Source organism: Lentzea sp. NPDC004789, assembly GCF_053601075.1.
Genome location: NZ_JBSGBE010000006.1, coordinates 328,365 through 349,243, shown reverse-complemented (window position 1 = coordinate 349,243; position 20,879 = coordinate 328,365). Strand labels below are relative to the sequence as shown.

The window sequence follows — 20,879 nt, the reverse complement described above, 5'->3', positions numbered from 1 at the left end:
TCTGGCGGCACACTGACCGGGTGCAGCTCACCCGAAGTCTCACCCTGACCGACGCCGTCTTCGTCGGGCTCGGCTCGATGATCGGCGCCGGCGTGTTCGCGGTGTTCGCCCCGGCCGCGGCGGCGGCCGGGTCCGCGCTGCTGGTCAGCCTCGTCATCGCGGGCGTGATCGCCTGCTGCAACGCGTTGTCGAGCGCCTGGCTGGCCGCGAGGTACCCGCAGTCCGGTGGCACGTACGTCTACGGACGGGAACGGCTCGGCCGGATCTGGGGTGACCTGGCCGGGTGGGCGTTCGTGCTCGGCAAGACGGCGTCGTGCGCGGCCATGGCGCTGACGGTCGGCAACTACGCCGGCGCGCCCAAACCCGTTGCGGTGGCGGCGATCGTCGCGTTGACCGTGCTGAACCTGACCGGCGTCCAGAAGTCCGCGCTGGCCACCAGGGTCATCGTGATCGCGGTGCTCCTCGTGCTCGCCGCCACCGCGGTGACCGCGCGCGAAACCACGCAGCCGGCGGAGTTCCTGCCCGCAGGAATCCTTCCCGCCGCCGCGCTGCTGTTCTTCGCGTTCGCCGGCTACGCGCGCATCGCCACCCTCGGAGAGGAGGTCAAGGAGCCACAACGGACGATCCCCAGAGCGGTGATCATCGCCCTCGCGATCACCCTCGTCGTCTACGCGGCCGTCGCGCTCACCGCGTTGAGCGCGCTGGGCGCCGACCTCGCCACGAAGACGCTCGCCGACGTGTCACCGGCCCTGGCTCCGGTGATCCGCGCGGCCGCCTGCCTGGCCGCGCTGGGCAGCCTGCTGTCGTTGCAGCTGGGGGTGAGCCGGACCGCGCTGGCCATGGCGCGGGACCGCCGGTTGCCCAAGCAGCTGGCGGACCTGCGGGTCGCCGAGATCTGCACGGGGCTCGCGGCGATCGCGTTGGTGCTCGCCGTGGACGTCACACGCGCGATCGTGTTCAGCTCGTTCTGCGTACTGCTCTACTACGCGATCGCCAACGCCAGCGCGTGGACGCTCGGTAAACGCGTCGTGCCCGCGATTGGGCTGGTGGGGTGCCTGACCCTGGCCGGTGCGGTGCTCTGGCAACTTTGAATGCTCCCCGCCCTGCATGGGGCTGTGTGGGGATTTTCGGCTCAGGCTGCCTGCTCGTCCGGCGGACGAGCAGGTCTTGTGCCGTCATCACCGGGCCGCACGTGCGCGGGTCGGCGGGATTCTCCCGGTTGTGCCGATGGGTCTCCCGTGACCGCGCGACGCACTGGTTCCACACCCACCGGCAGCGGTCCCACTCCACCGGCAACGTGCGGCGGGCCGACGACGACAAACGCAGCCGGTAGGAATACCGAGCCACACCTGCCTCATCCGCCATGCGGGCGACTTTACCGGCCTGGCAACTGTGATGTGGCCCAGGTCACCTTTGATCGCGTAACGTGCGTACGGTGAGAGTGGGAACACCCGCAGAGTCGCGGCCCGCCGAGCGCCGAGTCGCCTGCGTACCGGAAACGGTGTCGTCGCTGGTCGACGCTGGACTGACCGTGCACGTGCAGGAAGGCGCCGGGCGCCACGCGCACGCCGTCGACGCCGCCTACCGCGCGGCCGGGGCGACCGTGACGCCGGAGGACCCGACGCCGGAGTCCGATGTCGTCGTGTCCGTGCAGCCGTTGACGACGGACCAGGCCGAGAAGCTCAAACCCGGCGCCATCACGGTCAGCTTCCTGCAGCCGGGCAGCGAGAGAGAGCTGTTGGAGGTCTACCGGCGGCGACGCGTCACGTCGTTCAGCTTCGACCTGCTGCCGCGGGTGACGCGGGCTCAGAGCGCGGACGCCCTGTCGTCGCAGGCGCTCGTGGCCGGCTACCGGGCCGTGCTGGTCGCCGCGGAACGACTACCGCGCTTCCTGCCCATGTTCACCACGGCCGCGGGCACCGTGCCGCCGGCCAAGGTCCTGGTGCTCGGTGCCGGTGTCGCGGGCCTGCAGGCGATCGCGACCGCGCGCCGGCTCGGTGCCGTCGTCGAGGCGTACGACGTGCGCAAGGCCGCGGGCGAGGAGGTCCGCAGCCTCGGGGCGAAGTTCCTCGAACTGGACCTGGAGACGCAGTCCGGTGTCTACGCGTCCGTGCAGTCCGAGGAGTTCCTGGAACGCCAGCGGGAACTGATCGGCGAGCACGTGGCGGCGTCCGACGTCGTGATCACCACGGCCGCGATCCCCGGCCGCAAGGCGCCGGTGCTCGTGACGACCGACATGCTCAAGGCGATGGCGCCCGGTTCGGTGCTGGTCGACCTGGCCGCGGAGTCCGGTGGCAACTGCACGGCCTCCGTTGCGGGACAGGAGACCTGGGTCGGCGAGGTGCTGGTGCACGGTGTGCGCAACCTGCCGTCGTCGATGCCGGTGCACGCGAGCCGCCTGTACTCGCGCAACGTGCTCAACCTGCTCAAGCTGATGATCGCGGACGGAGAGGTGCGGCCGGACCTCGACGACGAGGTGCTCGACGGCTGCTGCCTCACCCACGACGGTCAGATCCGCAAGGAGTTGCCGTGATCGACCTGCTGACGATCTTCGTGCTGGCCGTGTTCGTGGGCTTCGAGGTGGTCTCGAAGGTGTCCACGATCCTGCACACACCGCTGATGTCCGGCGCGAACGCCATCCACGGCGTGATCCTCGTCGGCGCGATCCTGATCACCGGGTCCGCCGAGAGCGTCCTGGAGCTGGTGCTCGGGCTGCTCGCGGTCTTCCTGGCCACGGTCAACGTCGTCGGCGGCTTCGTGGTGACCGACCGGATGCTGGAGATGTTCCGGAAATGACGGTCCAGCTGATGTACCTCGTCGCGGCGCTGTGCTTCATCCTGGCGCTGAAGGGTTTGAGCTCGCCCAAGTACGCCCGCTACGGCAACTTCATCGGCGCGTTCGGCATGATCGTCGCCGTCGTCACCGCGTACCTGCACGGCGTCGTCCACAACGGACTGTGGATCCTGCTCGCGGTCGCACTCGGGGTGGCGGTGGGCATCCCGGCGGCGCGGTCGGTGAAGATGACGGCCATCCCGCAGATGGTGGCGCTGTTCAACGGCGTCGGTGGTGCCGCGGCGGCGTTGGTGGCGCTGGCGGAGTTCTTCGCGGTGCCGGAGACCACGGTGATGTTCCGGTTCGCGACCGTGCTGACGGTGCTGATCGGCTCGGTCAGCTTCTCCGGTTCGGTGGTCACGTTCCTGAAGCTGCAGGAGCTGATGACGACCCGTCCGGTGCTGCTGCCGGCCGGGCAGCAGCTCGCGATCGCCGCCGGTGTGTCGGCGGTCGCCCTGTGCGCCCTGACGATGGCGGTGCCGAACGGGTTCCTGCTGTGGCTGCTGGCCGCCGTCGGGCTCGCGCTCGGTGTGCTGTTCGTGCTGCCGGTCGGTGGCGCGGACGTGCCGATCGCGATCTCGCTGCTGAACGCGTTCACCGGCCTCGCGGTCGCCGCGTCCGGTTACGTGCTGGCGAACACGCTGCTGATCGTCGCCGGCACGCTCGTCGGAGCGTCCGGCACCATCCTGACCCGGCTGATGGCGCAGGCGATGGGACGGTCGCTCGCCAACATCCTGTTCGGTGCCTTCAAGGCGACAACCGTTGCCGCGCAAGGAGAAGAGCAGCGCTCGGTCAAGTCCGGCACGGTCGAGGACGTCGCGATCCTGTTGGGGTACGCGAACAACGTCGTCGTCGTGCCCGGTTACGGACTCGCGGTCGCGCAGGCCCAGCACGCCGCTCGTGAGCTCGTGTCGCAGCTCGAACAGCGCGGAGTCAGCGTGTCGTACGGGATCCACCCGGTAGCGGGCCGGATGCCGGGGCACATGAACGTGCTGCTGGCCGAGGCCGACGTGCCGTACGAGCAGCTCAAGGAGCTCGACGACATCAACCCCGGCATCACCTCGGTCGACGTGGCGCTCGTCGTCGGAGCGAACGACGTGGTGAACCCCGGTGCGCGCGACGAGCCGTCCAGCCCGATCTACGGCATGCCGATCTTCGACGTCGACCGCGCGAAGTCCGTGGTGTTCATGAAGCGGTCGATGCGGCCGGGCTTCGCGGGCGTGGACAACGAGCTGCTCTACAACCCCAAGACCACACTGCTGTTCGGTGACGCCAAGGACTCGCTCACGAAGCTGCTGGCGGCGGTGAAGCAGCTGTAGCCAGCAGTTCGGTGACGTCGGCCGCCGACAGCGCGGGCAGCAGCCCGATCACCGCGTCCGCCCCGGCGGAACGCCAGTGCTCGGCGTCTTCGAGCGTGTGCACCTCGTCGACGCCGAACCGCACGCCGAAGCTGTGCACGGTCGCGATGAGATCGCGCATCGCCTGGCGCAACGGCGAATCCGGTCCGGGCGCGTCCGCGCGGGTGATCACCGTGCGGACCGGCACCTCGGTCAGCACGGTCAGTTCGTCGTGGCCGCCGTGGAAGCCGTCCAGCGCCGTCACGATGCCGCTGTCGTGCAGCACCACCGCGTTGTCGTCGCCGGCCAGCACCGACGAGATGTCGAGCGCGATCCGCAGCCGTTCCGCCGGCAGGCCCGTCTCGTCGAGTGCGCGCTTCACGTCGGCGACCAGGTCTTCGTCCCGAGACTGCAAGGCGCCCAACGCGATGTGCAGCGTGGGCGCCCGGTCGCCGAACTCCTCCACCCATCTCGCCGCCTGCGCGCACGCCTCGCGCAGCAGCCATCTGCCGATGGGCAGCGACAGGCCGGTCGAGTCCGCCAGAGCCATGGTGTCGTTGTGGCTCAGGTCGTCCCAGTGCAGGCGGGCGACGGCGCCGAGCACCTCGCGGGTGTCGAGGCCGTGCACCGGCGCGTAGACGATCTCGATCTCGCCGTGCTCCCACGCGCCCGGCATCGACGCGGCCAGCGCGTACTTGCCCCGGCGGCGGGCGTCGTCGTGCGGGTCGTGCAACGCCCACTGCCGCTTGCCGCGCGCCTTCGCCTGGCGCAGCGCGGCGTTGGCGCACCGCATCAGCTCGTTGGCGGTCGCGAACGCCGGAGGCCGGTCCACCACACCGATGCTGGCCGACAGCGCGATGCCGTGGTCGTCCACAAAGGTCGGTTCGGCGAGCGACTCCTGGATCTCCTCGACGGTCGTGGTGACGTTGTCGTCGATCGCCATCATGGCGAACTCGTCGCCGCCGATCCGCGCCAGCACGGCCTTCTTCTCGGCGACGAGCTTGCTGAGCCGGGCCGCGACGATCTTGAGCAGCTTGTCGCCCGACTCGTGGCCCAGGCCGTTGTTGACGACCGAGAACGCGTCCAGTCCCAAGTGGTACAGGGTGATCGCGTCGTTCGCGACCCGTCGTTCGACCTGCGCGATGAAGTGCGCGCGGTTCGACAGGCCGGTGAGCGAGTCGTGCAGCAGCTGGTGGTCCAGGCTGCGCTGCAACAGGTGCAGCTCGCTGATGTCCTCGACCATGGTCACGTGGTGCGTCGGCTCGCCGTCCGCGTCGCGCAGCAGCGACACCGCGAGGTGCACCCACACCGGCTCGCCGTCCGCGCGGATCAGCTTGCGCTGGTCGCGGAACCGGTCGAGGTGCCCCTCGCGCACCTGCCGGTAGGAGGAGGCGAGCGCGGCGGCGTCCTCGGGGTGGAAGAAGTCGATCAGCTCGCGCTCCATGAGCTCTTCGCCCGACTGCAGACCGACGATCTCCGCGAGCGTGTCGTTCGCCTCGACGCACTTGCCGTCGAAGCCGGTGATCGTGATGCCCAGCGCGGAGGACGCGAACACCTCCTGGAACCGCGCCTGGCTGACCTTCAGCGTCCGTTCGACCCGCTGTTTGGCCCGCACGATCGCGACCTTGATCTGTTCCTGCTGGTCGAACGCGTCCATCCGCATGGCCTGCGCGTACGCGGAGCTCAACCGGGCGAGCAGCGGTAGCTCGAAGGTGGGGGACAACAACTCGATCGTGACGCGCAGGGAGTCGGGTCCGGTTGCGTGCAGTGACACCAATCGATTGGCTACCGATTCAGGTGACTCCGGGAGCTCCACCAGCGAATCGAGCAGAGCCTGCTGGATTTCGGCGTGGGACAGCGGGATGTACGCGGTCGACGACAGCGCGTGCATCCAGCGGGCGGCGAGGTCCGGAAGTTCCATTCTGTGCACAGAGCGTACGGACTCGGTGTTTTGAAGCCAACATCAGCAAAGCGTGCTAGCCCTTCCGGCCTACCACCGCGTAGATGCCCGCCTTGTCCGGATCGTCGGTGTTCGTGTCCTCCGGCCGCCACAGCGGCAGCGGCACGATTCCCGGCTCCACCACGTCGAACCCGGCGAGCAGTCCCTCGATCTCGGTCCTCGTGCGCGGGAACATCGGGTTCTGGCTCTTCTTCATGACCTCGACGACCCCGGCCATCTCCTCGGGCTGCAGGTCCTGGGTGAACTGCGAGAAGGCCAGGTAGCTGCCCCGCGGCACGGCATCGCGGTAGGCCGCCGCGATCGCCGCGGGATCCGCCTCCGGCGGCACGAAGTGGAAGACGCCGACGGCCAGCACGCCGACGGGCCGCGTGAAGTCGATGAGACCGCTTTCACCAGCCGCCTTCAGCACGGCGGCGGGCCTGGTCAGGTCCTCCTGGATGATCGTGGCGCGCGGGTCGTTCTCCAGGATGAGCTGGCTGTGCGCGACCGCGACCTCCTCGTAGTCCACGTAGACGACGCGGGCCTCCTGGTCGGCCTTCTGCGCGATCTCGTGCACGTTGCCGACCGTCGGGATGCCGGACCCGAGGTCGAGGAACTGACGGATGCCGTGGTCCATCATGAACAGCACGGCGCGCCGCAGGAACGCCCGGTTCAGCCGCGCGATGGTGCGGGCGTTCGGCTGGGCCTGCAGGACCTTCTCCGCCAGCATCCGGTCGGCCGCGAAGTTGTGCCCGCCGCCGAGCAGGTAGTCGTAGATGCGAGCGGCACTCGGCTTTCCGGTGTCGACGCCTGCAGGAACCTGACCCACCCGTTCGGACATCGCCCCAGGCTACTGAGGAGCCGCACGAGTGCGGCAGGGGTGGACCACTTTTGGAACGCCCGATGTCGCTGTTGTCACTGGAAGGCGTGAATCAGCGCGGTGGCGACCGCGACGCCCAGCGCGGTGCCGAGTCCGCGCGCGACGTTGACCAGTCCGCTCCCGACGCCCGCCGACGCCTCCGGCAGCGCACCCATCACGCGTTTCGTGCAGGCGGGCGCGATGATGCCGAGCCCGATGCCGGCCGTGACGAGCTGAACCACCTGCGGCACAGGCAGAATCAGCGCCGTCGCCGCGATCAGCGCGCCGACCGCGATACCTGGCCGGTGCAGTGCCGTGGCCGCGATGGCGAAACCCAGCGGCAGCGCGGCGGTCGTGAGTCCAATGTGTGCCAACGGTTGTTGCATGGTGAACGGCAGCAACGTCATCGGCGCGAACAAGGCGGCGTACGTGAGCAGCACGCCGACCAGTCCCGGCAGGACCCGCCACGTCGGCTTCGCCTTCTCCGGCCTGGTCCTCGTGCGGGGCAGCAGGTAGTGGCCCGCGATCATGGCGACCACGCCGATCGGCACGTTGATCGCGAACACCGCCTGCCACCCGTGGTGCTCCGTGAGGTACCCGCCGAGCAACGGCCCGGCCGCGAGCCCGGTCGCCTGCGCGGCGGCCTGAATCCCGAGCGCCTTCCTGCGGCTTTCCGGCGCCACCGCCGTGGTCACCAGCGCGACGCTGTTGGCCTGCAACATCGCCGCCCCCACCGCCTGCGCCACGCGGGCCGCGATGAGGGCGTCGAACCCCGGCGCGTACACGCACGCGATGGACGCGCCGGTGAAGAGCGCGAACCCGTAGATGTAGACGATCTTGCGCCCGACCCGGTCCGCGATCCTGCCCATTGGGACGAGCAGCGCCACGAGCGTGATCAGGTAGCTGAGCGAGATCCACTCGGGATCGCTCTGGAAGTGCCGGCTCATCGCGGGAAACGCGAGCGTGACGATCGAGGCGTCCAACTGCCCCATGAACGCCCCGAAGCACACCGTCGCGATGACCAGCCACGGCGCATACGACCGGCGTGCGATCCACGCCGGCCTCGGGGACTCCGTGACGAACCAGTTCATCGTACCCAGATTATATCTGACACAGAGCTATTGCCGAACGTTCAGTAGTATTTCTGCATGTCAGACGAAGCCCGCACGCTCACCGACGTCGTCACTCGCCTGCGCCGGGCGCTGCGGACGAGCATCCGTGCGGACTGGCCGTGGGAATCCCTGCCGATGGCGCAGGTAGAGCTGCTGCAGACCCTCGCGGAGCGCCCGCCGATGAAGGTGGGCGACCTCGCCGCGGTGCTCCGGCTCGCCCCCAACACCGTCTCCGGCCTGGTGTCCCAACTGATCGACTCGGGCCTCGTCGTACGCGGCGGAGACCCCAAGGACAGACGGGTAGCGCGACTGTCCGTCTCACCCCGTGGACACGAACAGCTGCTCGTCTGGCAGCGCGAACACGAGAAGCGCATCGGCTCCGCCCTGTCGAAGCTGGAGCCCTCGGAACGCGAGGACGTCGTGCGTGCCCTGAAGGCCCTGGACCACCTGGTGGAGCACCTTGCCGAACCCAACTGAGCCGATCGACCCGGATGTCGACCTGCACGTCCCGGCCCAGCGCACCGAGCTGCACCTGCCGTTCGTGGCGTTGGTGTCGCTGGGCGGCGGCCTCGGCGGCGTTACGCGCTATGGCTTGTCACTGGCCGTGCCGGGCGCGTGGGGGTTGTTCGTCATCAACGTGCTGGGGTCGTTCTTCATCGGCGTGCTGATGGGAACCGTGCCTAGACCGCTGGTGCGCGCCTTCTTCGGCGTGGGGCTTCTGGGCGGATTCACGACCTTCTCGTCGTACGCGGCGTCGTGGTCGTGGGCTCTGGTCGTCACGCCGGTTTGTGCTGTGGCGGCGGCGTTTCTCGGCGTGAGGGTGACTCGGTGACGGTGCTCGTGGTGTTCTTCGGTGCCGCTCTCGGGGCGCCTTGCCGGTACCTGCTGGACCGGTTCGTGCAGTCGCGGCACGAGTCGGATTTCCCGTGGGGGACTTTGACGGTGAACCTGGTCGGGTGCTTCCTGATCGGGTTTTTCGTCGGCACGGCTTGGATGCCGTTGCTGGGGGTCGGGTTCTGCGGTGGGCTGACGACGTATTCGACGTTCAGTTACGAGACGGTGAAGCTGCTGGAGGGCGAGAAGTACCGGCTGGCGCTGCTGAACGTCGTGGTCAGCGTTGCGCTGGGGGTGGGGGCGGCGGCTCTGGGCTTGGCGCTAGCACGCTGATCTCGCCGCGCTCCCAGCGCAGCAGGAACTCCCGCACCTCGGGGGTCAGGTCGTCCAGGTCGAGCCAGCCAGGCGGCAGTCTTCTCCTTGGGTGCTGCATTTCTCGCGCCGGCAACGACAGCATGATCGGCAGGGGGTGGGCGTGCTCGTTGCGCAAATAGACCCGTACGGCGGTGCTCTCGAACCACGGGGTCGGGGCCGATGCCATCGCGGTCTGGAGAGCGGCGGCCTCCAGACGCCAGATCCCGAGCTCCATCAGCAGTGTCGCGGCACCCATGAACAGAGTGGTCCCGTAGAGACATTCCCGGTAGAGCGGAAGCACACCGGAGCGTTGCACGATCTTGGTCAGCAAGCCGGGTTCGTTCAGTGCGAAGTCGCCGGCAGCCCACGGTGACCTGGTCCACAGTTCGACGAGTTCGTCGTGGTTCACGTCGATCAGCTCATCTCGGACCTGCTGCCAGCGAGGTCCCGCGATCGTGGGATCGAACACCGTGTCGAGCATCAGTGCCGCAGTGACCAGGCCCTCCTGGACGAACTGCTGGAGTCGCTCCGCGACCCCCTGCTCGATGGCTGACCGGTTCGCCGCTGATGCTCTTTCGACACAACTCATCAGGGGCTGATCGGCGTCGAGGCAGTTGGCGCCCGAGCGGATCTCGATCCGCTCCTCGACAGGGATCTCGGCCGATCTGTTCAGGGCGGCGCTCGCGATCGCCCGCACCGTGCGAGTGGCCGGGTGCACGTACTGGAGTGAGCGTGCGGCGAACGCCAACCCGTCGTTGTCGAGCGCCTCCAACAGCAGCTCGTCCACGCCGCCCTCGATGTTGCGGTCGTAGAGCTGCAACGCGATCTGCGCGACCACGTCCCACTGCTCGACGTTCGGCCGCAACACCGCCCACAGCTCTGCGGCCGTGCGATGCGTCCGCACGAGGTGCTCGGCGGCGAAGTACTCCAGGAACGTCCGATGCGTGAACCCGTACTGCGGCTCGGTCCTGGTCGCGCCGACGTCCGTCAGGATCCACGCCCGCCCGGTGCAGTACGCGAGGAACCGCGCGGCCGTGGCGGCGGCCTCGTCGTGGTCGTCGAGCTTGGTCTCCAGGTATTCCGTCAGCATCCGCACGATCCTCGTGCGGGACTGGGCCTTTCCCGATTCCGGCGCCGTGAACATCCTCCACGCGAGGTGTTGCACCGCACCGCGCAATCGGCCCTCGAAGCTCAGCGGCAGGTCGATGCCGCGCTTGGCGTCCCACTGCTCGAACAACATCAACGCGCAGCGCTCGTACACCTGCGCCAGGTTGCGCGGCAGGTAGCGGTCGCTGGAGTACATGGCGCACAACAACGTCAGCAGCAACGGGTTGCTGCGCAGCTCCGGGATCTGCTCGCTGTCCTCCATGAACGACGCGGCGAGCTGTTTCTGTTCGGCCGGCGAGGTGGAGTCGTCCAGCACGAACCAGTTGCCCACGTACGTCCGGACCAGCTCCTCGGTGAACTCCAGGATGTGCGCCGTCGTGAACAGCTCGGAGTCCAGCGGTGCTCTGTCGTACCCGATCTTGCGTGCGGTGACGAGGACGGGCACCGTCGGGTACAGGTGTGCGAACCCTTCCACCAGGGCCACGACCCGCCGGCGCTGCTCTGTCTGCACGATCTCGTCGAGCCCGTCCAGCACCAGCACGGCGCGGCCGTTCCGGAGCAGGTACTCGACGGCGTTCTCGGGCGGTTTCACGTTGTACGGTGCTTGGCTCAGCATCTCCAGGTAGTGCAGGAGATCGTGGCCGCCTTCGCTGAACGAGGTGGTGAACTCCCGCAGCATCAGCAGGAAGGGCACCCGGCCGGATCCGTCGAGAGCGATGTCGTGGGCGAACTTGGCCGCCAGCGTCGACTTACCTGCACCGGGATCGCCCAGCACCACCGTGCGGTCGCCCGGAACGCCGAGGCTGAGCTCACCCTGTAGTTGGAGGTCGGGCCGCACGTAGAGCCTGTCGTACGGCACAGCACGGCTGACACCGATGTGCGGCATTCTGATCGTGCCGTGCAACGCGGCGACTTGCTTGATCATCCGGGTGGCGAACGCGTGGAACTCGGTGAGCGACGTCAGCCGCGACAGCATGAAGGTGTTGCTGACGGCGGCCGTGGCCAGATTGGTTCCGTTGAAGCGGCCGCCGTGCTCGGCGAACTGCGGCCGCACGTTGTAGCACGCGAAGTTGAGTGTTCCAGCGACGACCTCGGAGGCCGTGGCCAGGAACTGCTCGGGGAGACCGGCCAGGCGCAGGCCCTGGTGGATCTGGTCTTGCGCCCGGCGTGTCATCGTCGGGTCGACCTGGACCTGGACGACCACGGTCACGAAGTCGGGAGTCTTCAGGTAGTCGAGCAGTTTCTCGGCGTCGGGGCCGAGATCCTGGAGGAGTTGTGCCGCCTTCGGCGTCCAGTGGGTGACCGGTGCCGGAGCGGTGAATCCGTCCAGTCGGTGCGAGAGCTGGTCGCTCACCTTGACGACGACATCGATGACCGTCGGCTCGATGCTCGCCAACAGGGACCTCCTCCGCGACGAGGGATTCCACGCTCATGCGGATGTCGTCGCACGAGCGGTAATCGTTTCGCGGAGGAGGCCTTCGAAGGGTCAGTCCTTCAACCTGGACAGCACGTCAGGCAGCGTGCCGGTGTGCACGACACCGAGCCGTTGCGTGGCACGGGTCAAAGCCACGTAGAGATCCGAAGCACCACGCGGCGACTCCTCCAGAATTCCAACCGGGTCAACGACGACCACGGAGTCGAACTCCAGGCCCTTCGCGTCGGTCACGCCGAGCACCACGACCTGGGCCTCTTCCAGGTCGTTGCCCATCGACGACCCCGGCACCGAAGCGACCACGGCCGAGCCGACCGGCTGCAGCAGGGCGGCCGGCACGATGACCGCGATCTTGCCGTCGCCGACGGCCGCGACCTCGTCCGCGATCAGCGACGGCACCGAGGACTCGAACGACGGCACGCGGGAGACCCACGGCGGCACACCGGTTTCGCGCACGGAGGTCGGTGGCACCAAAGAAGAATCCACCGAGGCGAGGACGTCCGCGGCCACCTCCATGATCTCGGCCGGGGTGCGGTAGTTCACCGACAACTCCGTGAGGCGCCAACGATTCTGCACGTACGGCGACAGCACGGTGTCCCACGAGGTGGCGCCGCCGATGTCGCCGGTCTGGGCGATGTCGCCGACGACGGTCATGGACTTCGAAGGACAGCGGCGCATCAGGGTGCGCCACGCCATGGCCGAGAGCTCCTGGGCCTCGTCGACGATGATGTGGCCGAACGTCCAGGTGCGGTCGGCGGCGGCGCGTTCGGCCGCGGTTTCGTAGCGGTCGACGCCGTGGCGTTCGGCCAGGCGGTAGGCGTCCATCAGGTCCGTGGCCATCAGGATCTCGGGGTCGGCGTCGTCCTCCAGGTCGAGGATGTCGAGGACGCCCTGGGCGTACTCGATGGCCTGGCGGCGCTGGCGTTCCGCGCGGGCCTTCGCCTCGGTGTCGTCCTCGCCGAGCAGTTCGGCGGCCTCGTCCAGCAACGGCACGTCCGCCGGGGTCCAGTCGTCGCCCACCCGCTGCAGCAGGTCGCGTTCCTCGCGGGTGAACTTCGACATCGCGCGGTTGCGGCGCTTCGGGTTCGCGTAGAGCTCGGACAGCAGCGAGAACGGGGTCAGCACCGGCCACAGCGACGAGATGGCCGCCTGGACCTCGTCGGACTCGCGCAGCTCGCGGCGGATGTCGTCCATGTCCGTCTTGTCGAGCAGGTGCCCGCCCAGCCGACCGGCCACCATCGAGGCCAGGGTCGAGATGATCTCGCGGGCGAACGTGCGGCGGGCCTCGTTGTGCGGGCGGCGGGTGCGGCGTGCCCGGCCGCGCGCGTCGGAGATCGCGCGGCGGTCGAGGCGCAGCACGTCGTTGTCGAAGCGGATCTCGACGAACGCCGGTGCCTCCTGGCGGTCGCGCACGGCCGCGGCGATCACGTCGGCCATCTGGATGCGGCCCTTGACGGCGGCGACCTCGGCCGGCTCGCGACCGGTGGCCGTCAGGCCGGGGTACAGCTCGCCGACGGTGGACAGCAGGACGCCGGTCTCGCCCAGCGACGGGAGGACCTGGCTGATGTAGCGCAGGAACGTCGTGTTCGGGCCGACCACGAGCACACCGCGTTTCGCCAGCTGGCGGCGGTGCGTGTACAGCAGGTACGCGGCTCGGTGGAGGGCCACCGCGGTCTTGCCGGTGCCCGGACCGCCCTGCACGACGACGACGCCGTTGAGCTCGGACCGGATGATGATGTCCTGCTCGGCCTGGATCGTGGCGACGATGTCGCTCATCTGGCCGGTGCGCGACTCGTTCAGCGCGGCCAGCAGGGTCGCCTCGCCGGTCAGGCCCTCGCTGCGGGACGGCTCGACCGAGTTGATGTCGAGCACCTCGTCGTCGAGGCCGATGACCTTGCGCGAGCGGGTGCGCAGGTGCCGGCGCCTGCGCACGCCGTCGGGGGAGGCGGCGGTCGCGAGGTAGAACGGCCTGGCGGCGGGCGCCCGCCAGTCCATCAGCAGCGGCTCGTATTCCTTGTCCTCGTCGAAAAGACCGATTCGGCCGATGTAGAAGCGGTCCCCGTTGTGGAAATCGAGCCGGCCGAACGCGAGTCCGTTCTCCACCGCGCTGTACTGAGCCAATTGATCTGTGTACATCGCCACGGAGGTGTCGCGCTCTGACCGCATCTGGTGCGTGCCGCCAGTTTGTCGCAACGACTGTGCGAGTCGTTTCGACGTCTGTTCGCGGAGGTCGTCGAGCCGGCCGTACAACATGGCCACGTATTCCTGCTCCGGCTCCATTTCGGCGAGCCGGAGGTCATCGGAGGGGCTTGACAACGTGCCTCTTTTCTCGATACGATGCGACGTCAGGTTTTATCCTGCGTCAGCCATTCCTGCCCGCACCCCGATCGTGCGAGCGCAGACTGTCTAATCTACACGCAAATCAGCGTGGTGCAGGTACGCCTTCCGCAGCAGTGTGGTGAGTTCAACGCGCTCCTGCTTCGTCAACGCCGCCAGCAACTCCTCCTCGTGCGCACGGGCCGCCGCCAGGCGGTCGCACAACGCCCGCCTGCCCACGTCGGTGATCGACACGGCGAACCGGCGCCGGTCGTGCTCGTCCCGCTTGCGCTGGGCGAACCCACGTCCTTCGAGGTCGTCCAGCACGGACACGAGGTCGCTCGCGTCCATCCGCACCGCGTCGCTGATCCGCTTCTGCGCCACCGCCTCCCGCTCGGCCAGGAACGCCAGCACCGTCACGTGCGGCCCCCGCAGCTCGTTGCGCGCGAGCCTGCGGGCTTCCCTCACCAGCTGGAGCATCAGGTAGCTGGGCAGATGCAGAAGCTGATCAATGCTCATGTACCTCAGCATAGAAAAGATCTGTCCCCCGATCGTGGATTGCGCTGCGTGATCAACCGGCTCGCGCGGGGTCCGTGCGGGTGAGCGTTGGGGTGACGTTTCTCCACAAACCACCTGAGCACGGCATGGTGGGGGTATGACGCGTGCGGAGATCGTCCGGCTCGCCCGCTGTGTGGTGCGCAGGCCGAGGTGGCAGCTCGTCCTCGCCGTGGTGCTGTCCGCGTGGACGCTCGCCTGGGTGCTCGGCCAACTCGCCGAGAGACCCCTCACCCCGCTCGGCGTACTCGCCTGGACCGGTATTCCCCTCGACGCGGCATCCGTCTGGGTGCAGGAGCGCGAGAGCGTTCTCGTCTGGCTCGCCACGCTCGGCGGTCTGAGCTGGGCCGCCACCACCGAGCAGGGGCAGCTGCCCGCGCTCGCCGGGTGGTTCGCGGTCCTGGTCGCCGGAGAAGCAGCCGGGTACGAGCACGCGGTCCAGCGCGCGATGCTCAGCATGGCCGTGTTCCTGCTCGTCCTCGCGGCCGTGTCGCTGGGCGGCCGGCGCGCGTTCGTCGTCGACCGCGTCGCCGTCATGCCCCGGGACGTGGTGCGGGCCGGCATCACGGCGGCCGTGCTCACCGCCGTCGTCCCGCTCATCGCTCCTGGTCTGGCCCTGACGCGTCTCGTTAGGCCCTATGTGACGAAACCCCCGAGGCCGTTGCGGCGGGTTGACGCGCCCCTGCTGCGGGAAACCGGGTGACGTGAGCGACTACCTGCCACCCCCGGCACCTCCGCGCAGTGCTCTGACGCTGCGGTTGTGGCTCGCCGGGTTCGGCCTGGTCTTCAACTCGGTGGCCGGGTGGCTGGCGCTGCGAGCTGACCTCGTCTGGCTCGCGGTCGTGCTTTTACTACTCGCCGTTGTCTGCGTTGTGGACTTCGGTTGGGTAGTTCATCGCAAACGCCGCGGAGATCCAGGCTGAAACCTGTCGGGAACCTGTGCTTGGGCATATCGGGTCGTATGGATAAAGATGTTCGCGTGCATGAAGACCCGGCTAGGGGCAGGTTAGCCAGGGTGATGCGTCGACAGCCGGTGCAACAGCGTGGCGCGGCTACCGTCTCCGCGATCCTGGACGCTTGTGCGAGCCTGCTGAACGAATACGACTACGACGACATCACCACGGCGCGCATCGTCGATGTGGCCGGAGTGCCCATTGGTTCCTTCTATCAGTACTTCCCGGACAAACGATCTGTTGTCCACGCACTCGCACTGCGCGGGATGGAGACCTATCTCCGCGAGGTCGAGGAGCTCTTCGCCGCGAACCTGATCGCGGACACGTGGCGCGAGGCCATGGCCCAGATCGTCAGCGTCTACCTGCGGATGCTGACGGAGGTGCCCGGCTTCGGCCGGGTGCGGTTCAGCGACCTGCTGGACAGCCACCGGCTCGACTCCAGCGTCGACCAGTACGAGCTCATGGCCGAACGGCTGGCGGAGATGTTCGTCAACCGGTTCGGCGCGCACGGCGACGCCCCGGTCGTGCTCACCTTCCGGATCGCCGTGCAGACCGCGGACGCGTTGTTCAAGCTCGCCGAACGGGTCGACGCCGAAGACCGCGCGTACGTGGTCGGCACGGCGAACGAGCTGCTCATCGGCATGCTCGGGTCGGTTCTGGAGGCGCCTTCAGAGGCCGTACGCCTCGAGCAGCCGTAGCCAGACCTCGCTGATCGTCGGGTACGAGGGCACCGCGTGCCACAACCGGTCCACGGTGACTTCCCCGACGATCGCGACGGTCGCCGAGTGCAGCAGCTCGGCGACGTCCTGACCGACGAACGTGACGCCGACCAGCGTCCGCGTGCGCTCGTCCACGACCATCCGCGTCCTGCCGTGGTAGCCGTCGGCGTGCAGCGACGAGCCGGCGACCGCGATGTCCAGGTCGACGACCCTGATCTCGCGTCCGGCCTTGCGGGCCTCCTCGGCCGTGTGCCCGACGAACGCCACCTCGGGGTCGGTGAACACGACCTGCGGCACCGCCACGTGGTCCGCCCACGCCTGGCCCGCCGACCGCGGCTTCGGCTCGAACCCTCGGGACCGCTCCAGGATCGCCGTGCCGACGGCCCGGCCCTGGTACTTGCCCTGGTGCGTCAGCAGCGCCCGCCCGGTGACGTCACCCGCCGCGTACAGCCATCGTCCGTCCACACCGGACACCAGACCGGAGTCGTCGATGGTCAGCGGCTTGCCGTCCTTCGTCGCCGGCACCCGCCCGGTCGCGACGAGGATCTCCGAACCCTTCAGCACCCGGCCGTCCTGCAACGTCAGCGCACCCGGCGCGATGGCCGACGCACGGGCGCCCAGCAGCACGTCGACGCCGTCCTCCTGCAGTCCCTCGACGACCAGCGGCCCGACGAACTCCTCCAGCCGCGGCAACGGCCGGTCGCCGGACACGACCAGCGTCACCTTCGACCCGAGCCGCGCCCACGCCTGCGCCATCTCGACGCCGACGACGCCACCACCCAGCACCACCAGCGAGTCCGGCACCTCGCGCGCCGACGTGGCGTCCCGCGACGTCCACACAGGAGTGTCGGCGATGCCTTCGAGCGGCGGCATCTTCGGCACGCTGCCGGTGCACACGACGACGGCCTGACGCGCCCGGTGCACGTCGCCGCCCACGGTGACCTCGCGCTCACCGGTGACCTCACCGTCGCCGCGGATGACCGTGATGTTCTCCGACTCGGCCCACTTGACCTGGCCGGAGTCGTCCCAGTTCGACGTGAAGCTCGTCCGGCGGGCGAGCACGGCGGCGGGGTCGAGGGAACCCGCGCGCACACCCTGCACGCGCCGGGCGGCGGCGAGCGCGTGACCGGGCCGCAGCAACGCCTTCGACGGCATGCACGCCCAGTACGAGCACTCGCCGCCGACCAGCTCCTTCTCGATCATGGCGGTGGACAGGCCTCCCGCGGCCGTCCGCCACGCCACGTTCTCACCTACGGGGCCACCACCGATGACGATGACGTCGAAGTCCATGGCCCCCACAGTAGGCCTCGATCAAGACAGCCACATGAGGCAGAACGGATGCCCGACGGGGTCGGCGTAGACCCGGAAGTCGCTGTCGGTGTCCTTCTGCACCAACCGCGCACCGAGTTCGAGCACCCGCGGTTCGGCCTCCTCCACGTCCTCGACCAGCACGTCGAGGTGGAACTGCTGCGAGCCGTGCGGGTCGGGGAACGTCGGCGGCCGGTAGTCGCCGGATCGCTGGAACGCGAGGCGGGTGCCGTTCGCGACGATCACCACCCACGTGTCGTCGCCGCCGGCGAGCCGTTCGGCGCCGAGCAGCTTCTCGTAGAAGGAGGCGAGTTCGGAGGGATTCGGGCAGTCGAGCACGACAGAACGAAGTTGTCCGACCATGCCTCCACCCTCTACCGGGTGGCGGGCAGCCGCAACGCCTGCTTGGCGATCGGGTCGAGCGTCGGGTCGCCCCCGCCGCCGGACCACACCACGAACGACAGCTGGACGTGGCTGCCCTTGGCGCCGCTCGCGAAGGCCGCGTTCTCCAGCGGTTTGCCGTCCATGCCGGTGACGCCGCCCGAGCCCGGCGCGCTGATGAGCTTGTGGAACGCGGTCGCGCTCGGCGCGTCCAGCAGATCGAGGTCCACCACCAGCACCGTGGCCCGGTTGCCCTGCACGGTCGTCTCGTAGGTGGCGCGCAGCAGTTCGCCGCAGTCGTTCGCGACCAGCCACGCCTTGGCGTCACCGAACGCCTGGGCCTGGCAGTCCTTGTCCTTCTTCACGTCCTTCGGCACGAACGTCGTGCCGTCCACGACCACCGTCGTCGGCTGCGTTGGTGTCGGCGTGGGCGTCGCGTCGGCGGGTTTGTCATCACCGGGCAGCGCCACCACCAGCACCACGATGAGCAGCAACGCGACCAGGGCGCCGATCGCGAGGTAGAGCACCGGGACCTTGGCGGGCAAGCGTTTGCGCGACATCAGCGGCGCGGCGTGGACCTTGGGGATCAGCATCGTGCTCGCGGCCGCGAGGTCGGGGGAGACCGCGTCGCTGAAGCCCTCGGGGAGCAGCATCCGCGCGTCCGGCGGCGTGCCGGTGGTCTGCAGGATCGCGAGCAGCTTCACCGCGTGGTCGGCCGTGCACAGCACCGACGACGTCGCGAGCTCGCGGGCCGCGGAGAGCAAAGTGGACGGTTTGGGGTGCAGCACCCGCACGCCGCGGTTCAGGTCGGAGGTCGGCTGCACGACCTGGCTGACGAACGGCCCGACCGCCACGACCGTGCTGACCGGCAACGGCTCCGCGCGCATCGCCTGGATCCGTTGCGCCACGGCGGTCGCCGCCGCCACCGCCTCGGTCGCCGGGTTCGCCGCGCCGTCCTGGCTCACCAGCGGCCACCCGTCGATCTTCCACTGACCGCCCAGCGGTGCCTCCAGCTTCACCGCGGGGTCGGGCAGGTCGACGCCGACGATCACCAGCACGCCCTTGGGCAGCACGACGATCGCGTCCAGCGGCACGGGGCAGTCAGGTGGCTGGACGCCGATCAGCGCGACGCCACCCAGCACTTGGGTACCCGCGCCACACGCCGTGAGGGCGGCACGGACGTCCGCCCCAATGGCAGAGGGTTCAGCGCCCAGACGGATCAGCCGCACGAGTCCCCACCTTTCCGCACGGGGGGACACGGTAGCGGTCCGGGGTCGGCCAACCGCAGCCAGTCGAGACGTTGCGTGACACCCGTCACCGATAAGTGGATCACTCGTTAGATGGATTGCCTGCCTATGTTCACGGAGGGTCCATGTACAAACGCGCCGCACTGCTCGCCGTAGTGCTCGTGGCCGCCTCTACCCCTGTCGGGGCAGCCGAGACGTCCTCGACGGTCTACGTCCACGGCACTGATCTCACCTCCGCCGAACACGCGGTGGAGGCGGCCGGTCTGCAGAAGCTCGCGAGCTTCCGCAAGATCGGCGTGGTCGCCGCTCGCGGCACCACGACGCAGATCTCCTCCGCACGCTCCAAGCCGGGCGTCAGCAGGGTCGAGGTGACTCGCCAGGCCAAGTTCCTGGGGTCGTCCGGCACGACCGCCACGCGCAGCCGCGAGGCCCAGCAGGCGTCCGGGCTGACCGGCGCGGGAGTGTCGGTCGCGGTGATCGACTCCGGCGTGGACCCGACGCACCCGGCGTTCGCCGGCGGCAAGATCGTCCGCAGCCTGAAGAGCCTCTGCGCCGCGGACGGGTCCACGGACACCAGTTGCATCGTCCCGGTGCCGAACCTCGTCGACACCGACACGACCTCACTGGGCGGCCACGGCACGCACGTCACCGGCATCGCGATCGGCACGCCGTACACGCTCGCCGACGGGACCCAGGTGGGTGGGTCCGCGCCGGGTGCGAAGGGCGTGGTCATCTCGACCGGTGCGGCGATCCTGATCCTCGGTGCGGACGCGGCGCTGAACTGGGTGCTGGAGAACCACAACGCGCCCTGCGGGGCCGGTGTGGCCGCGTCGGTGTGCCCGCCGATCAAGGTGATCAACAACTCCTATGGGCCATCTGGCGGCGGTGCGTTCGACCCTGAGTCGGTGACGGTCAAGTTGCAGCGTCGGCTGGTCGCCGAGGGCGTCGTCGTGGTGTGGGCGAACGGCAACGACGGCGGTGACGGCACGACCAACCTGTCCAACCCGCCCGGCCAGGACCCGACGCCCGGCGTGATCTCCGCGGCGTCGTACAACGACCAGGGCACCGGCACCCGCGACGGCGCGCTGTCCGACTTCTCGTCGCGCGGCCTGAAGACCGATCCCTCGACCTGGCCGGACATCTCGGCACCCGGCGAGAACATCGTCTCGGCCTGCCGGCTCTACCTGCCGATCTGCTCCACCGGCCTGGCCCCGCAGAACGGGCCGGGACTGCTCGACATCGGCACGTACAACACGATCAGCGGCACGTCGATGGCGGCACCGCAGATCGCCGGCATCGTCGCTCAGCTGTTCCAGGCCAAGCCGTCCGCGACCCCGGCCGACATCGAGCGGGCGCTGAAGTCGACGGCCCACAAGTACGGCACCGGCTACCAGCCGGTCGGGCCCTACACCTCGTCGTTCGACAAGGGCACGGGTCTAGTCGACGTGGTTGCCGCGGTAAACGCTCTGTAGATCACGATCGCGCATCACTCGGCCGGGGAGATCGGGACTTAAGGCCTGTATCTGCCCCGGTCGGGTGATGATCGAGCTGGTTCTTATGGCGGACATGCCTCAAGTCGAGGCAGAATGCGTTG

Annotated in this window: 20 protein-coding genes; 11 read left to right on the top strand and 9 right to left on the bottom strand. The window is 68.9% G+C overall.

Annotated features, from left to right (window positions below; genetic code table 11):
• Window positions 1–20 precede the first annotated feature (20 nt).
• From ACWEIJ_RS16860 to ACWEIJ_RS16845, 4 genes are all read left to right on the top strand, one after another.
• Window positions 21–1,091 (top strand): APC family permease, encoded by a 1,071-nt coding sequence (locus ACWEIJ_RS16860; RefSeq protein WP_449838074.1) that lies wholly within the window; start codon window positions 21–23, stop codon window positions 1,089–1,091.
• Between the two features lie 344 nt (window positions 1,092–1,435).
• Window positions 1,436–2,533 carry a Re/Si-specific NAD(P)(+) transhydrogenase subunit alpha gene (locus tag ACWEIJ_RS16855; RefSeq protein WP_449838073.1) on the top strand — a complete coding sequence of 366 codons (1,098 nt, stop codon included), beginning with the start codon at window positions 1,436–1,438 and terminating at the stop codon, window positions 2,531–2,533.
• On the top strand, window positions 2,530–2,796 hold the full coding sequence (locus ACWEIJ_RS16850) for an NAD(P) transhydrogenase subunit alpha (RefSeq protein WP_449838072.1): 267 nt from the start codon (window positions 2,530–2,532) through the stop codon (window positions 2,794–2,796). Before ACWEIJ_RS16855 ends, ACWEIJ_RS16850 begins: the two co-directional genes overlap by 4 nt.
• Window positions 2,793–4,151 carry an NAD(P)(+) transhydrogenase (Re/Si-specific) subunit beta gene (locus tag ACWEIJ_RS16845; RefSeq protein ID WP_449838071.1) on the top strand — a complete coding sequence of 453 codons (1,359 nt, stop codon included), beginning with the start codon at window positions 2,793–2,795 and terminating at the stop codon, window positions 4,149–4,151. The genes ACWEIJ_RS16850 and ACWEIJ_RS16845 overlap by 4 nt, the downstream gene beginning before the upstream one ends.
• On the opposite strand, the gene ACWEIJ_RS16840 is transcribed toward ACWEIJ_RS16845, so the two are convergent.
• The 3 genes from ACWEIJ_RS16840 to ACWEIJ_RS16830 form a co-directional block, all read right to left on the bottom strand.
• A complete protein-coding gene (locus ACWEIJ_RS16840) occupies window positions 4,117–6,090 on the bottom strand; it encodes a diguanylate cyclase domain-containing protein (RefSeq protein WP_449838070.1) in 1,974 nt (657 codons plus the stop codon). The two genes, ACWEIJ_RS16845 and ACWEIJ_RS16840, sit on opposite strands and share 35 nt — an antisense overlap.
• 55 nt (window positions 6,091–6,145) lie before the next feature.
• Window positions 6,146–6,949 carry an SAM-dependent methyltransferase gene (locus tag ACWEIJ_RS16835; protein ID WP_449838069.1) on the bottom strand — a complete coding sequence of 268 codons (804 nt, stop codon included), beginning with the start codon at window positions 6,947–6,949 and terminating at the stop codon, window positions 6,146–6,148.
• Window positions 6,950–7,023: 74 nt separating this feature from the next.
• Complete coding sequence (locus tag ACWEIJ_RS16830; protein ID WP_449838068.1) at window positions 7,024–8,058, bottom strand: MFS transporter; 1,035 nt, start codon at window positions 8,056–8,058, stop codon at window positions 7,024–7,026.
• Between the two features lie 57 nt (window positions 8,059–8,115).
• On the opposite strand from ACWEIJ_RS16830, the gene ACWEIJ_RS16825 reads away from it, so the two are divergent.
• Genes ACWEIJ_RS16825 through crcB form a run of 3 tightly spaced genes read left to right on the top strand, consistent with a single transcriptional unit; the run spans window position 8,116 to window position 9,246 of the window.
• The gene (locus ACWEIJ_RS16825; protein ID WP_355449153.1) at window positions 8,116–8,556 is read left to right on the top strand and encodes a MarR family winged helix-turn-helix transcriptional regulator; all 441 of its coding nucleotides are present in this window, start codon (window positions 8,116–8,118) and stop codon (window positions 8,554–8,556) included.
• Window positions 8,540–8,911 (top strand): fluoride efflux transporter FluC, encoded by a 372-nt coding sequence (locus ACWEIJ_RS16820; RefSeq protein WP_449838067.1) that lies wholly within the window; start codon window positions 8,540–8,542, stop codon window positions 8,909–8,911. The genes ACWEIJ_RS16825 and ACWEIJ_RS16820 overlap by 17 nt, the downstream gene beginning before the upstream one ends.
• Complete coding sequence (crcB, locus tag ACWEIJ_RS16815; RefSeq protein WP_449838066.1) at window positions 8,908–9,246, top strand: fluoride efflux transporter CrcB; 339 nt, start codon at window positions 8,908–8,910, stop codon at window positions 9,244–9,246. The genes ACWEIJ_RS16820 and crcB overlap by 4 nt, the downstream gene beginning before the upstream one ends.
• Here the strand turns inward: crcB and ACWEIJ_RS16810 are convergent.
• The 3 genes from ACWEIJ_RS16810 to ACWEIJ_RS16800 form a co-directional block, all read right to left on the bottom strand.
• On the bottom strand, window positions 9,191–11,770 hold the full coding sequence (locus tag ACWEIJ_RS16810; protein WP_449838065.1) for an NACHT domain-containing protein: 2,580 nt from the start codon (window positions 11,768–11,770) through the stop codon (window positions 9,191–9,193). The genes crcB and ACWEIJ_RS16810 overlap by 56 nt on opposite strands.
• A gap of 90 nt (window positions 11,771–11,860) precedes the next feature.
• Window positions 11,861–14,086: a HelD family protein gene (locus ACWEIJ_RS16805; protein WP_449838201.1), complete on the bottom strand. Its 2,226-nt coding sequence runs from the start codon at window positions 14,084–14,086 to the stop codon at window positions 11,861–11,863.
• 126 nt (window positions 14,087–14,212) lie between these two features.
• Window positions 14,213–14,641, bottom strand: a complete 429-nt coding sequence (locus tag ACWEIJ_RS16800) for a MarR family winged helix-turn-helix transcriptional regulator (protein ID WP_449838064.1) — start codon at window positions 14,639–14,641, stop codon at window positions 14,213–14,215.
• Window positions 14,642–14,777: 136 nt separating this feature from the next.
• On the opposite strand from ACWEIJ_RS16800, the gene ACWEIJ_RS16795 reads away from it, so the two are divergent.
• The 3 genes from ACWEIJ_RS16795 (at window position 14,778) to ACWEIJ_RS16785 (ending at window position 16,328) form a co-directional block, all read left to right on the top strand.
• Entirely contained in the window at window positions 14,778–15,380 is a 603-nt protein-coding gene (locus tag ACWEIJ_RS16795) for a hypothetical protein (RefSeq protein ID WP_449838063.1), read from the top strand.
• Window position 15,381: 1 nt separating this feature from the next.
• Window positions 15,382–15,600 (top strand): DUF6343 family protein, encoded by a 219-nt coding sequence (locus ACWEIJ_RS16790; RefSeq protein ID WP_355449136.1) that lies wholly within the window; start codon window positions 15,382–15,384, stop codon window positions 15,598–15,600.
• A 95-nt stretch (window positions 15,601–15,695) separates the two neighbouring features.
• Window positions 15,696–16,328 carry a TetR/AcrR family transcriptional regulator gene (locus ACWEIJ_RS16785; protein WP_449838062.1) on the top strand — a complete coding sequence of 211 codons (633 nt, stop codon included), beginning with the start codon at window positions 15,696–15,698 and terminating at the stop codon, window positions 16,326–16,328.
• Here ACWEIJ_RS16785 and ACWEIJ_RS16780 read toward each other — a convergent pair.
• From ACWEIJ_RS16780 to ACWEIJ_RS16770, 3 genes are read right to left on the bottom strand one after another with little or no spacing between them, the layout of a single operon-like run.
• Window positions 16,299–17,639 carry a dihydrolipoyl dehydrogenase family protein gene (locus tag ACWEIJ_RS16780; RefSeq protein WP_449838061.1) on the bottom strand — a complete coding sequence of 447 codons (1,341 nt, stop codon included), beginning with the start codon at window positions 17,637–17,639 and terminating at the stop codon, window positions 16,299–16,301. The two genes, ACWEIJ_RS16785 and ACWEIJ_RS16780, sit on opposite strands and share 30 nt — an antisense overlap.
• Before the next feature lie 21 nt (window positions 17,640–17,660).
• The gene (locus ACWEIJ_RS16775) at window positions 17,661–18,020 is read right to left on the bottom strand and encodes a VOC family protein (RefSeq protein WP_449838060.1); all 360 of its coding nucleotides are present in this window, start codon (window positions 18,018–18,020) and stop codon (window positions 17,661–17,663) included.
• Window positions 18,021–18,031: 11 nt separating this feature from the next.
• Window positions 18,032–19,267 (bottom strand): hypothetical protein, encoded by a 1,236-nt coding sequence (locus ACWEIJ_RS16770; RefSeq protein WP_449838059.1) that lies wholly within the window; start codon window positions 19,265–19,267, stop codon window positions 18,032–18,034.
• Window positions 19,268–19,410: 143 nt separating this feature from the next.
• On the opposite strand from ACWEIJ_RS16770, the gene ACWEIJ_RS16765 reads away from it, so the two are divergent.
• On the top strand, window positions 19,411–20,757 hold the full coding sequence (locus tag ACWEIJ_RS16765; protein WP_449838058.1) for a S8 family serine peptidase: 1,347 nt from the start codon (window positions 19,411–19,413) through the stop codon (window positions 20,755–20,757).
• Window positions 20,758–20,879: the final 122 nt, after the last annotated feature.